13 protein-coding genes are annotated in these 12,515 nt (G+C 43.6%); 8 read left to right on the top strand and 5 right to left on the bottom strand.

Annotated elements, in window-relative coordinates:
* The first annotated feature begins 236 nt into the window (after window positions 1–236).
* The 8 genes from KFE96_RS12300 (at window position 237) to pseC (ending at window position 8,975) form a co-directional block, all read left to right on the top strand.
* Complete coding sequence (locus KFE96_RS12300) at window positions 237–1,388, top strand: iron-containing alcohol dehydrogenase family protein (protein WP_255832856.1); 1,152 nt, start codon at window positions 237–239, stop codon at window positions 1,386–1,388.
* Between the two features lies 1 nt (window position 1,389).
* Window positions 1,390–1,926, top strand: coding sequence for a hypothetical protein (locus KFE96_RS12295; RefSeq protein ID WP_255832855.1), 537 nt, complete (start codon window positions 1,390–1,392; stop codon window positions 1,924–1,926).
* On the top strand, window positions 1,913–2,371 hold the full coding sequence (locus tag KFE96_RS12290; RefSeq protein WP_255832854.1) for a thiamine pyrophosphate-dependent enzyme: 459 nt from the start codon (window positions 1,913–1,915) through the stop codon (window positions 2,369–2,371). The genes KFE96_RS12295 and KFE96_RS12290 overlap by 14 nt, the downstream gene beginning before the upstream one ends.
* Window positions 2,371–3,426 carry an N-acetylneuraminate synthase family protein gene (locus tag KFE96_RS12285; RefSeq protein WP_255832853.1) on the top strand — a complete coding sequence of 352 codons (1,056 nt, stop codon included), beginning with the start codon at window positions 2,371–2,373 and terminating at the stop codon, window positions 3,424–3,426. The genes KFE96_RS12290 and KFE96_RS12285 overlap by 1 nt, the downstream gene beginning before the upstream one ends.
* A 25-nt stretch (window positions 3,427–3,451) precedes the next feature.
* Window positions 3,452–4,675 carry an ATP-grasp domain-containing protein gene (locus KFE96_RS12280; protein WP_255832852.1) on the top strand — a complete coding sequence of 408 codons (1,224 nt, stop codon included), beginning with the start codon at window positions 3,452–3,454 and terminating at the stop codon, window positions 4,673–4,675.
* Between the two features lie 16 nt (window positions 4,676–4,691).
* The gene (locus tag KFE96_RS12275) at window positions 4,692–6,668 is read left to right on the top strand and encodes a hypothetical protein (protein ID WP_255832851.1); all 1,977 of its coding nucleotides are present in this window, start codon (window positions 4,692–4,694) and stop codon (window positions 6,666–6,668) included.
* A gap of 73 nt (window positions 6,669–6,741) precedes the next feature.
* The gene (gene pseB, locus KFE96_RS12270; RefSeq protein ID WP_255832850.1) at window positions 6,742–7,776 is read left to right on the top strand and encodes a UDP-N-acetylglucosamine 4,6-dehydratase (inverting); all 1,035 of its coding nucleotides are present in this window, start codon (window positions 6,742–6,744) and stop codon (window positions 7,774–7,776) included.
* A 5-nt stretch (window positions 7,777–7,781) separates the two neighbouring features.
* Window positions 7,782–8,975: a UDP-4-amino-4,6-dideoxy-N-acetyl-beta-L-altrosamine transaminase gene (gene pseC / locus KFE96_RS12265; RefSeq protein ID WP_255832849.1), complete on the top strand. Its 1,194-nt coding sequence runs from the start codon at window positions 7,782–7,784 to the stop codon at window positions 8,973–8,975.
* Window positions 8,976–9,080: 105 nt separating this feature from the next.
* On the opposite strand, the gene KFE96_RS12260 is transcribed toward pseC, so the two are convergent.
* From KFE96_RS12260 to KFE96_RS12240, 5 genes are all read right to left on the bottom strand, one after another.
* Window positions 9,081–9,911 carry a flagellin gene (locus KFE96_RS12260; protein ID WP_255832847.1) on the bottom strand — a complete coding sequence of 277 codons (831 nt, stop codon included), beginning with the start codon at window positions 9,909–9,911 and terminating at the stop codon, window positions 9,081–9,083.
* Between the two features lie 250 nt (window positions 9,912–10,161).
* Window positions 10,162–10,380 (bottom strand): hypothetical protein, encoded by a 219-nt coding sequence (locus KFE96_RS12255; RefSeq protein WP_255832846.1) that lies wholly within the window; start codon window positions 10,378–10,380, stop codon window positions 10,162–10,164.
* Window positions 10,381–10,499: 119 nt separating this feature from the next.
* Entirely contained in the window at window positions 10,500–10,982 is a 483-nt protein-coding gene (locus tag KFE96_RS12250) for a hypothetical protein (RefSeq protein WP_255832845.1), read from the bottom strand.
* Between the two features lie 2 nt (window positions 10,983–10,984).
* Entirely contained in the window at window positions 10,985–11,326 is a 342-nt protein-coding gene (locus KFE96_RS12245) for a rod-binding protein (protein WP_255832844.1), read from the bottom strand.
* Window positions 11,326–12,450, bottom strand: a complete 1,125-nt coding sequence (locus tag KFE96_RS12240; protein WP_247020334.1) for a flagellar basal body P-ring protein FlgI — start codon at window positions 12,448–12,450, stop codon at window positions 11,326–11,328. Before KFE96_RS12240 ends, KFE96_RS12245 begins: the two co-directional genes overlap by 1 nt.
* Window positions 12,451–12,515: the final 65 nt, after the last annotated feature.

The raw sequence follows: 12,515 nt of genomic DNA, 5'->3' as shown, positions 1-12,515 counted from the left end.
AAATCCTTGAATATTTTAGCTCATGAGAGCGTAGATTAAATTTACATTCTAATAATCAATATCCATGCCAAGATGTTAAAAAACTGTTGTGGTTTCAAGAAGTATCGTCTGTATCACTATGAATTGGGGCTAACTGTAGTGCTGGGAATTCTATAGTAATTCAATTGCATTAATATCGCATCATGTATACCGTTGCTCTCAATCTCTCACTAAACGATGAATGAAATATTCTGAAAATGGCTGATTTTTCCCTGAAAACTCCCGTTGTATTTGGCAGCGAGGACATTGTTCTTTCAATGAAGAACGTTAACATACGCTCTGTTGTGATAGTTTCTGGTGGGCATTCACAAAAGGAAGGCGGTATTGTTCACCAAATTAAGGCTGATCTAGAGGCAAAAGATATATCCGTTCAAATTGCTCCGCCTGTACTTGCTGAACCTTCAAGTGGCCATGTGGATGATTTAGCAGATACATATGTAAGGCATTCTAATGTGGATACCGTTATTGCCATAGGCGGTGGAAGTGTGATGGATACAGCTAAAGCGATTGCGTTGCTTGCTGATTACTCAGGAAAGATAATCGATTTTGAATTCAATCCTGAGCTTATCCCGAATAGAGCATTAAATATTATTGCAATTCCGACAACTTCGGGAAGTGGAAGTGAAGTAACACCATATACGGTTATTACCAATGATGAAACTAAGCGTAAATTTACGTTGGCACACGATAATATCAGCCCGGCGCTTGCTATCGTTCAGCCTAGTTTGACTGTATCTTTGCCAAATGATCAAACATTAGCAACGGCTCTCGATGCTTGGGTTCATTTGTTTGAAGCGGCGACAGGCACGCACGCTACTGAAATTGCGAGAAACATGGCTAAACAAGGAATGAATTTGATTTATCGTTCTTTGCCAAAAGCTTTAGAAAATAAAGCTAGTCTCAAGGACCGGGAAAATTTAGCCTATGCTTCGCTTCTTGCCGGGCAAGCTATATCAAATTGGCGTACAGGTATGATACATACAGTGTCTGTGGCTGTATCCCAGATATGCGAATTGCCACATGGGTTATTGAATGCAATCATTACACCATATGTTTTGCGCTTTAATGTTGATGCCTATGGTGGCAGCGTTAAAGAATTGGCACATGCCATGAGTGGTAGAGGGTATGAAAGCGATAAAGCAGCTGTTGCCTTCATTGCGGAGTGGCTTGGTGGCTTAAATATTCCTGAAGTAGTAACCGAATATAGTATGGATAAATTCTCGTTTGAGGATTTAGTAGCTAGAGTACAACAGGATAAAGGCTTGCCTAATGTGAACCCAAAGCCTTTTTTGGCATCTGATTTGAATAGGATAATCCATTCAGTTCTAGGGACAGATTTTAACGGTTAAAATGATGAATACAGATGAATTGGTTATTCATGAAAATGGGCGGCACTACTTTCCAGAAATAGCCCCTGTTGGTGATTTAGTTGACAGGATGAATACGCTTTTTGATTGGTATTCCGGTGTGCCGGATAGTGTTTTTAAGCCTCTATACAAACGGCTTGATAACACGGTTTTGGCCATGAGGGAAAACCATGCGCTTGCAATGGGGTTTGGTGCTAGGTTGGGAGGCGCCCGACCTTGTATTTTTATCCAAAACTCTGGCCTTGGGTTCCTTGTGGACGGGCTTTTTGGCCTTCAGTATCTCTATAACAATGGGCTTGTTCTTTTGATTTCTAATCGAGGTGAACTTGATTGGGAAGAAATTCAACATCAGCATTGGGGTGACAAAACCTCTGAATTTCTTAAAGCGATTGACATGCCAGCATTTGATTACGGGAAACAAGGGCTTGGCGCTTTAGACGCGGCTGCCGATTTAGCTTTCGAACAAAATAAGACGTGCGCAGTTTTGTTCCATCGGGGGAATATTGATGAAACGGGCTGATGCGATTACTAATCTGGTTAAAAAACACCCTGAAGCTGCTTTTGTTTTTTCAAATGGATTAACCGCCAGAGAAGCTGCTCATGTCGCCGATCAGGAAAATAATTTTTATATGCTTCATGCCATGGGAGAAGCGCTGAGTGTTGGTATTGGCCTCGCGATGTCTCGGCCAGATTTGCATATAGTTGTTGTTGATGGAGACGGTAACGCTCTGATGGGGCTCGCGGCAACGGCAATGATGCCTATCGAGAATTTAACATGGTATGTTCTGGATAACCGCTGTTTTGAAACCACAGGTGAGCAACAGACACCGGAAATACCAGTGAAAGCACCATGGTTGAATATTATACCAATTGATAATGGAACTATAGGCGCACCAAACCCTCCAGGTCCGGAATTTATTATGGACCGTTTCAGCAAATGGTTAGAAAAAAAGCGGACAGAATAATGAAAAATATGAAACGTATTACGATTAACAATACGGAAATTGGTGATGGCCTTCCTGCACAGATGATTGCAGAAATTGGGCTTAACCATAATGGTAGTGTTGAGCTTGGCCATCGCATGATAGATGCCGCTGCTGAGAGCGGGGCCACTATGGTTAAATTCCAAAAACGTACACCAGATGCCCTTGCAGTGGCAGATTTTCTAGATGCTCCGTTTGAAAAATGCCCAACTCTTGGACGTACGCAACGACATGTACGAGAGAAGCTTGAGCTAACACTCGACGAACATAAGGCCCTAAGGGATCATGCGAATGATTTAGGAATGATCTGGTTCGCTTCTATCTTTGATATTCCAGGATTACAACTTGCTGAAGCGCTTGATATGCCTGTCATTAAAATTGCTTCTCACAGCCTTACAAATGGGCCGCTCCTCGAAGCCGTTGCTGCGACAGGCCGTCCAGTTATGCTGAGTGTTGGGGGAACCTCATGGGAGGAGAGAGATCAGGCTGTTCGTATCCTCGATAAAAATCCGTTATTGTTGTTCCACTGTGTAAGTTCATACCCAACACCTGATAATCAAGTGAAGCTTGATACTATTGATGTGCTTAAGCAGCGCTATAATCTTCCTGTTGGTTTCTCTGGTCATGAAGTGGGTACTATTGTTTCAATGGCTGCAATTGCAAAAGGGGCATGCGTAGTGGAACGTCATTTTACACTGAATCGCTCTATGCCAGGGCTTGATCACGGTATTTCACTTGAGCCACATGAGTTTGCTGAACTTTCAATGGCCGCAAAACGCATCGCAGCAGCTTCCGGTGTTTCTGGCGATGTACTTGAAGCTGAAATGGCTGCACGAACAAACTACCATGTAGCCGTTAGAGCGGCAGTTGCTCTGGAAAAAGGGCATGTGATATCAGCAGAAGATTTGGTGTGTAAGCAGCCTCTTAAAGACTCAGGGGAGTTCTTTACCGGGCTTGAGTATCGAAACCTCGTTGGGAAGACGCTTAATCGCGCTCTTGCTGTTGAAGAAGCCATTGCCCGCGTTGATTTAGATTAGAATTCGGTTGCGAAGAATTAGATCTATGTCAGGAGATCAAAGATTATTGGTTTTAGGCGGTAGTCGACAAGCAGCAGAAGGTTTGAAAGCCTTGAGGCAAAAGGGCTTTCATCTTGTTGTTTGTGATATGGATGAAAATGCTCCCGGCTTTAAATATGCGGAAGATCGTATCCTTGCGAGCGTCTATCATATTGAGAAATGTTTGCCTGCTATAGTGGCTTATCATGCTAAAAAACCAATTAGCGGAGTAATGTGTTTAGCTTGTGATGTTCCACATATTGTTTCTGTTATTGCAGATAAACTGAATTTACCAGGAAATTCTCTTGAGACTGCAAGGCGTGCTGTTGATAAGCTTGCGATGAAGGATAAGTTTGTTGCAGATGGTGTTTCTGTACCTGATTATCAGTTGATTGCTAATGATGAGGCTCTTTCTTCTTTGAGAAATGAGTGGGGTAAACTGGTTGTCAAACCAGTTGATAGCAGGGGCTCTAAAGGAGTTTCTGTTCTTGATGCTAATGGCAGTACTCAGTGGGCATATGAAAACGCTAGAGACAACTCGCCGTCGGGCAGGGTTATGGCGGAGAGGTACATAGAAGGGCCTCAGGTTAGTACTGAATCTATCGTTATTAAAGGTCAGGCTATTACTCCTGCGTTATCTGACAGAAGCTATGAGTTTCTTGAAAAATACCATCCATTTATCGTGGAAAATGGTGGTACTATGCCTTCTTCGCTACCTGAGGAAGTAACTGTAAAAATAGAGGCGTTGGTTTCTCAAGCAGCTGCGAGTTTAGGAGTGGAAAATGGTATTGTGAAAGGCGATATCGTTGTTCATGATGGGGAGCCTTATATTATTGAATTAGCGGCAAGGTTATCGGGCGGCTATTTTTGTACTCATCAAATTCCGTTTTCAACTGGAGTGTATTTAGTTGAAGCTGCGGCCAGAACAGCTTTGGGTGAAGAATTGAACCCGGCAGATTGGTGCGCGATCTCTAATCAACCCGTCAGTACGCGCTGGTGTTTAGTAGATGAAGGAGTTCTGGAGAGTTTCGTTGATCCTGCTAAAATTAGAGCCCTTGAAAATGTATTGGCTTTCGAAACATGGGCGAAACCCGGAGATTATATTAGCAGGCCACAAAACGCAGCGGCTTCTATTGCTATGGTACAAGCAACCGGTGCTTCATATTCTGAAGCTGTTAAAAATGCGGAAAACGCGTTATTAGAGTTTAATCCGATTATTCAGAAACAATAACGGCTTATCCAGCTATATGAGCAGCCCATATTTTTATACAGCATTTCATCTGAACTTGGCTTTCTCGTCTATTGAGGAAAAAGATCACTATACGGTTATTCAGAAATGCTATTGGCCTTTACTCAAGCTCGCTGAAAATGGAATACCAATTGGTATTGAGGCAACAAGTTATACACTACAAGCTATTTTGAGTGTCGACCCGACGTGGATTGCCACCTTTAAGCAATTGCTGAACGAAGGTAAGGCGGAACTCATTGGTAGTGGTTTCACCCAAATGATTGCTCCCCTTGTGCCTGCGGAAGTAACAAGGTGGAACCTGAAACTGGGCCTTGAAGATTATCAAGAAATATTAGGTGTTACGCCTGAAATAGCCTTGGTGAATGAACAGGCATATTCATCTGGAATATTACCTCTTTATAAAGAAGCTGGCTTTAAGGCAGTTATGATGGATTGGGCAGAACCCGCAAGCCATCACCCGGAATGGCCAGCCTCTATTATGCACCGTCCGGCCATGCTTGAAGGTCAGGATAATGTTCTGCTGCCTGTTTTATGGTCTGATGCTATTTCTTTTCAGAAGTTTCAACGCTATGCGCATGGTGAGATAGAAGCTGATGAATATCTGGAATTTATCAATCTTCAGCTGGCAAAAGGTGTGCAGGCATTTCCCCTGTATACCAGTGATGGTGAAGTGTTTGATTATCGGCCAGGTAGGTTTGAAGCTGAAAGTAAGCTTTCGGGTGCAGTTGAGCATGCTCGTATAGAAATGCTTTTCAAAACCTTGGAGGCGCAAAATGAAATGGAAATTGTTTTACCTTCGAAAGCTCTCTCTTTGCTGGATAACGCTGAAACCAGTATCAGGCTTGAAACACCAGCAGTTCCAGTTCCCGTAAAGAAACAACGTAAATATAATATCACCCGTTGGGGAGTGACCGGGCGCGCAGATTTGCAATTGAACACCCATTGTTGGCGGCAGTTTGAAAAGCTTAAAAACAATGAAGAAGGTACAGCCAGAGATTGGCGTGAATTATGCGGTATTTGGGCCAGTGATTTTCGTACCCATATCACTGAAGAACGTTGGGATAACCTTCTTAAAAAACTACCAGAAATCAAAGCGAATAGGGCTGTTTTAAAACAGGGGCATATTCAGGATATCTATAGAGTTTCTCGTGATCGCAGGTTTCTAACGGTAGAATGCGGAGACCTGCATCTGGTTCTGAATCTATATCGTGGTATGGCAATTCAGGCATTTGGATTTGGTGATTATGCAGGTTCTGAAGGCGGGGCACCTGCCGCAAACTCGCTTATCGGGACTTTAGCGCATGGTTATTACGATGATATCTCTTTTGGAGCCGATTTTTATAGCGGCCATATGGTGTGTGAACCCGGAAATAGTCATAAGGTCACCGATCTAAGCAATCTTGAGCCAGAAATATATGGTTCGGACGGTTTGTTGGTGATCGAAGGTACGGTACAAACACGGTGGGGGCCGTTATTCAAGCGCCTCGTTCTTGATGCAAATAGTTCCAGATTGGAAGTGTTTTATGATGCTGAATGGTTGGATCAAGTAGAAGGAAGTCTCCGTTTGGGGAATATAACACTGGTTCCTGAGGCGTTTGATAGAGAAACGCTATATTACGAAGTTGCAAATGGTGGGGATAAGCGAGAGAAGTTCCCTATAAGTTTCCCTATAGAACAAGGTAAATCAGTATCTCGGTTGGTTTCTTCTTCTTCAGCCCTTGGTATGACTGATGGTGTCATAGAATTAGGGGATGCCACTAAGGCGATGACACTTGAATGCAGGCGGTCAGATATTGCCGCTCTTGGGATGGTACATGCGCAAGAGGTAGCGAGTAATTATTTTGTAAGAGTTATGTTGAGTGCTCATGAAAGTGATGAAACATCTACCAGAGGTGCAGGAGATATTACCTCGTATGTTTCGCCTCTAAATTACACCTATTCTATTTCACTCAAAAAACACAGTAAGCCTCTATAAAAAGAAGGCTTTTAAGCTTCCCTTACAAGTGCTAGGCTGATGGCATGAAAAGTGATTTTGGGGAGAAGCGACTGTGGCGCTGACCGATTTTGATTGCTCCGGGCTGGATCTGAACAATAAATCTATTCTTATTACAGGTGGGACAGGGTCATTTGGTACCATGCTGCTCAACCGGTTACTTACAGATTATACCCCTCGGAGGGTAATAATTTTTGCTCGTGGCGAATATAATCATTTTGTAACTCAAAACAGCCTACCAGAAGAACATAGAAAGCGTGTTCGTTTCTTTATCGGAGATGTTAGAGATAGAGACCGCTTGAAGATGGCTTTGCGTGGAGTGGATTTGGTTATTCACGCTGCTGCTCAAAAACAAGTTCCTTTGGCAGAGTATAATCCATTCGAATGCATTAGAACCAATGTCATCGGTGCAGAAAACATTGTACAGGCATCGATTGAAGCTGGTGTGAAAAAAGTGGTGGCTCTTTCTACGGACAAGGCCGTGAACCCAATCAATTTATACGGAGCCAGTAAACTTGCTTCTGATAAAATATTTGTCGCAGCCAATGCTTTGGCTTCAGGAACAGGGACACGGTTTTCGGTGGTCCGGTACGGCAATGTCCTTGGGTCTAGGGGGAGTGTAATCCCATTCTTTAGAGATTTGATTAAGGATGGTGCAACAGAACTTCCGGTTACTGATGAACGCATGACACGTTTTTGGGTAACGTTGGAACAGGCGGTTTCTTTTACCCTGTCATGTGCACACATAATGCGTGGGGGCGAAATATTCGTGCCTAAAATTCCATCGATGCGGTTGCCCGATCTCATTGAGGCGATGGCACCAGGAATACCAATGAAACATGTTGGTATTCGTCCTGGTGAAAAACTCCATGAAATTATGATTACTGAACATAATGCGCCAAATACCGTTGATTATGGTGATCGCTATATTATTGAACCTGAATGGAACTTTTGGGATCGTGATAGTTTTGCTGATGAGGGGCATCCCGCAATGCCTGAAGGGTTTGAATACTCCAGTGATAAAAACGATACGTGGTTAAGTGTTGAAGAATTAAGGAATATCCTTAAAACACTCTCGCCTGATGGGTAAAAAGAATGGCCGCTAATTTCCTTCCTTATGGACGGCATACTATCGAAGAAGATGATATCGAAGCAGTTGTCGATGTTATGAGAAATGGCCTGCTGACTGCAGGTCCAAAAGCTGCTGAATTCGAAAAGGCATTTGCCTCTCATATCGGTGTTAAGGAAGCTGTTGTTGTGTCAAATGGTACAACAGCTTTGCATCTTGCCGTTATCGTTGCTGGAATTGGACCTGGAGATGTTGTTGTTGTGCCTGCAATTACATTTCTGTCTACAGCGAATGTGGTTGAAATGGTTGGCGCCCAAGTAGCTTTTGCCGATGTTAACCCTGAAACAGGACTAATGACGCTTGATAATTTCAAGGATGCTATTGCAGATGCAAATGGTTCCGTGAAGGCTGTAATGCCAGTACATCTCACTGGGCATTCGGAACAAATGGCTGAAATTAACACTTATGCTAAAAAGCTCGGCATAAAAGTTATAACAGACTGCTGTCACGCTTTGGGGGCAGAATATATCGGCGGTGGAAAACCGGGGGATGGGCAGTTTGAAGATTTCGGATGTTATTCGCTGCACCCTGTAAAATCAATTGCAATGGGAGAGGGGGGTGTTGTCACCACCAATGATCCTGAAGCTGCAGAAAAAATGCGGTTGATGCGCAGCCACGATATGCACCGCAATGAAGAGAGTTTTCTTCATGATGAAATGGCTATGGATACATCGGGGCAGGCTAATCCTTGGTATTATGAAATGCATCAGCTCGGTTACAATTACCGCGCAACTGATATGCAGTGTGCTTTGGGGCTTTCACAGTTGAAGAAGTTAGACAGTTTTGTAGGAAAGCGCCGCAAACTAGCATTATGTTATGATGATGCTTTGAAGCCTTTAGGAAACCTGATCAAGTCTAACCGGAAGTCAGGAGATTGCTTGTCGGCTTGGCATCTTTATGCTGTGCAAATTGATTTTGAAGCTGTTGGCGTATCTAGAGCAACTATGATGAAGAAGCTTTCAGGTATGGGGATTGGTACACAAGTACATTATATCCCTGTTTCATCTCAGCCATATTATCGCAAAAAATATGGTGTGCAAAATCTGCCGGGTGGCGAAGAATATTACTCAAAGAGTTTAAGCCTGCCATTGTTCCCCCAAATGGAAGAAGCTGACATCAAGAGAGTTGTGGAAGCTCTGAATGAAGTATTGATGAGCTAATAGCGTTAATTTGCAAAATATTTCTTAAAATATGTTGATAACAAAAACACCTCAGCCAATTTTTGACTGAGGTGCTTAAGGAAAACGTCATGAAGTAGGTGTTTCTTACCCCTGGAATAGGGATAGAATCTGCTGAGGAGACTGGTTGGCGATCGATAGCGCCTGAATACCAAGCTGCTGGCGTACCTGTAGGGCCTGCAAATTAGCACTTTCAGTCGCTAGATCCGCATCAACCAAGTTACCGATACCAACTTCAATTACATCAGAAAGACGTGCATTAAAGTCGCGGCTTTGTTCAAGAGCAGTTGCACCTGAGCCTAGGCGAGTAAGAACAGCGTTTAGGTTATCAATAGCTTGGTTAATATCTGTTACAGCGTCAGCGGCAGTCGTTTGCGTGGAGATGCCTTGTGTTGCTGTGATAACGATATTGGAAGAACCTAGTGTTAGGTTTTCGTGCGCTACTGAAAGAGTTTGAGTAGCATCAGAATTGGTAATAGCGACGATGGCATCTGAGCCACTATCAATAAGGTTTGTACCATTAAATTCAGCGTTAGCTGTAATAGAAGTAATTTGGTCCCTAAGAGCCTGAAAGTCCTCTGCAAGAGCGTTACGGCTTGATGTGTCAAGGCCTTGGTCAGAGGCGGCTACAGCTTTTTCCTTGAGTTCTAGAAGAAGGTCAGAAATCGCTGTGGCTGCAGCTAACGCTACGTCGGTTGCTGAAATACCGCGGTCTAAAGATTGGTCTACAGCACTTAGGCCACGCAGATCGCCTCGCAACTTTTGCGCGATAGAGAAAACCGCTGCATTGTCTCTGGCGGAAGAAACTTCCAGACCAGTGTTAATACGTGTCTGTGTTGTATTCAGCTCATTATTTGTGTCTGAAAGATTACGAAGGGCGCTTAGTGCACCAGCGTTTACATTAATTGAAAAGGCCATTTAACCTCTCCTTATTCATGACGTTTCTACATGCCGTTCTCGGCTTTCGATCATTAATAAGCAAAGGGTGTGCCAACTTTTATTTTACATTAAGTTGTTGATATATATGAAAAAAATATAATCTTTGAAAAATATGCCTATAAAATCAGGAAAAAGATTCATTCTGTTTTAATTTTGTTTTCTGGAAAAAAATGCACTTTGTGCCGAGTGGGTGCTTGTTTGACCTGCAATAATAACCCATTTCACAAGATTATTTTTTACTAGTGAACCCTTGAGGCGCAGAAGAATAAGCGGCAGTCGCTTTTTTGTGTTTGTTTGGTTTACGTGCAGGAGTTGAGCTACCAGAAGTGCCCATAGCAGAACCGTCTCCAGTGAATGGTATGAAGGACTGTGGCCTGCTGGATTGAGAGATGATAAAATTTTGTTGGGCTGTTACAGAGCCACTGCTACCACCACTCATATGACGCATGACTTCTTCACCAAAGGAGCGGGGGGGCTGCGGTTGCTGAGGTAAATTAGGCGCTGGTTTATTGGTGTTATCCAAAAACTGTTGAACAACTTGTTCAACAGTTATGGGGGGGACAACCATTAAATTACCTGGTTAAGCTGCAAGGAGGTGGGCTGCATTTGTGCAGGCGTTTTAAATGCGGCATTTTTGCCGTATCCGACAACAGGTCTGTTTTTCTTAACAACTTCCTCGCCAACACTTTTGATAATGCCTTCAGCAACGGATTTCAGCCTGAGGACAATTCGTGCATGATCTCGAAGAACTTCCCTGAATTTATCAGTGATTTTCCGGATATACTGGCGTGCTGGCGAATTTTTAGGGCCAAGTAATTTTTCATTCACCTGAAGATGATTGAGAGTTTCTCGGTACTCAGCCATTAATCGGTTTTTTTGACCGTGAAGCTTTTGAGCTTCGCGTGCTAGGCGCTGCTTTAGTAGCTCAGTTTCCTGTTTGATTAGGTCAGTTAGTGCAATGGTGATTTTTACTAGTTTGGCCCCATGCCCTGTGAGCATAGGAGTGCCGGCTTCGGCTTTTGGTTCCATTGGCATAGTATCAAGAGGCATACTTACACCTGCTGTAGTTTTAATAGTTCTTGATAAACCGATTCAGCAATACCGACACCGCCAGCTTTTGAAATAGATTTACCTACTTCTTCAACCATCATACCGCGGTAAACTTCTTCTGCATGGCCTCCGCTAAAGAAGCCATCTGACTCAATGGTCTCAAACATCGGCTTTAGCATTTGCCCAAGAAAGACAGCTTCAAAATCTTCTGCTGTTTTACGTAGTTGCTTTTCGTTTGCAGGAACGCTGTTCGCCAGCGCATTTAGCTTATCCGTCGCTGCTTTAGATTGAGCGCCAAATATCTGAGCTTGGGTCTGACCAATATCAAAGGCTTGAACTTGCATTACATCACCTCAATATCAGCTTGCATCGCACCGGCGGCTTTAATCGCCTGCAGGATTGAAATCATATCGCGAGGACCAACACCAAGAGCATTCAGGCCATCCACTAATTCTTTAAGAGTTACTGTAGGTGGAAGCAGGGTTAACTTTTCTGTCCCAGATTCAGTTACTTCAATACCAGTACGCGGAACAGTTTCTGTTGTACCGCCTTCTGCAAATGCGCCAGGCTGAGATACCTGAGGTTCTTCAGTGATACTGATAGTCAGGTTACCCTGAGCAATCGCTAATGGATTAATGCGAACCTCAGAACCGATTACAATAATACCAGTACGTTCATCAATAAGAACACGAGCACGTTGTTCAGGCTCAACTGTCAGGTTTTCAATATTTGTAAGAAGATCAACAGTCGTAAGACGGAAGCCGATCGGACGGTCCAAAAGTACAGTTGATGGATCTAATGGGCGGGCAATACCAACCTGAAGGTGGTTGTTGATAGCTGCTGCAATACGGCGTGCGGTTGTAAGATCAGGATTGTGCAGTGAGAGTTTCACTGATTTCAGATCAGACATTTCAAAATCAATTTCGCGCTCAACGATAGCACCGTTAGCGATGCGGCCATTTGTTGGAACACCTTGTACAACAGATGCTGCTTCACCTTGAACGTTAAAACCGGCCACAGCTACTGCGCCTTGTGCCATAGCATAAACATTACCATCAGCAGCGAGTAGGGCGGTTGCGACTAGCGTTCCACCTTTAAGATCAGATGCATCACCTAGTGAACTTACATTCACATCAATGCGTGTACCGTTACGAGCGAAGGCAGGTAATTCTGCGGTAATCATAACTGCGGCAACATTTTCCGCTCGCATGTTTGTGCCTTTAGCGTTAACGCCAAGGCGTTCAAGCATTGCGGTTAAACTCTGTTCGGTAAAAGGTGAGTTACGAAGTGTATCACCTGTGCCGTTAAGGCCTACCACCAAGCCATATCCAACCAATTGGTTTTCCCGGATACCTTCAATGGAAACAATATCCTTGATGCGAGAAGGCGCTGCAGTTGCTGGGATCGCCAGAACTGTGAGAAGAATAGCGCTTGCTGCTGCTTTCAAGAATCGCATTGTCTTTTTCATTGCATTTCATCCGCATTTGGTCGGCATTTTTGCCTGTTTCCATGTTTGCAATGATTAATGCTATA

Origin of the sequence: Kordiimonas sp. SCSIO 12603 (assembly GCF_024398035.1) — a bacterium.
Classification (GTDB): Bacteria; Pseudomonadota; Alphaproteobacteria; order Sphingomonadales; family Kordiimonadaceae; genus Kordiimonas.
Note: the sequence above shows the minus strand (reverse complement) of the source record. Positions and strands in the feature narration are given on the sequence as shown.

Bases quoted from the DNA above. Each gene is read 5' to 3' on its own strand.
- KFE96_RS12300 (WP_255832856.1), top strand. From the start codon at position 237: ATGGCTGATTTTTCCCTGAAAACTCCCGTTGTATTTGGCAGCGAGGAC.
- KFE96_RS12295 (WP_255832855.1), top strand. From the start codon at position 1,390: ATGATGAATACAGATGAATTGGTTATTCATGAAAATGGGCGGCACTAC.
- KFE96_RS12290 (WP_255832854.1), top strand. From the start codon at position 1,913: ATGAAACGGGCTGATGCGATTACTAATCTGGTTAAAAAACACCCTGAA.
- KFE96_RS12285 (WP_255832853.1), top strand. From the start codon at position 2,371: ATGAAAAATATGAAACGTATTACGATTAACAATACGGAAATTGGTGAT.
- KFE96_RS12280 (WP_255832852.1), top strand. From the start codon at position 3,452: ATGTCAGGAGATCAAAGATTATTGGTTTTAGGCGGTAGTCGACAAGCA.
- KFE96_RS12275 (WP_255832851.1), top strand. From the start codon at position 4,692: ATGAGCAGCCCATATTTTTATACAGCATTTCATCTGAACTTGGCTTTC.
- pseC (WP_255832849.1), top strand. From the start codon at position 7,782: ATGGCCGCTAATTTCCTTCCTTATGGACGGCATACTATCGAAGAAGAT.
- KFE96_RS12260 (WP_255832847.1), bottom strand. From the start codon at position 9,911: ATGGCCTTTTCAATTAATGTAAACGCTGGTGCACTAAGCGCCCTTCGT.
- KFE96_RS12255 (WP_255832846.1), bottom strand. From the start codon at position 10,380: ATGCGTCATATGAGTGGTGGTAGCAGTGGCTCTGTAACAGCCCAACAA.
- KFE96_RS12250 (WP_255832845.1), bottom strand. From the start codon at position 10,982: ATGCCTCTTGATACTATGCCAATGGAACCAAAAGCCGAAGCCGGCACT.
- KFE96_RS12245 (WP_255832844.1), bottom strand. From the start codon at position 11,326: ATGCAAGTTCAAGCCTTTGATATTGGTCAGACCCAAGCTCAGATATTT.
- KFE96_RS12240 (WP_247020334.1), bottom strand. From the start codon at position 12,450: ATGAAAAAGACAATGCGATTCTTGAAAGCAGCAGCAAGCGCTATTCTT.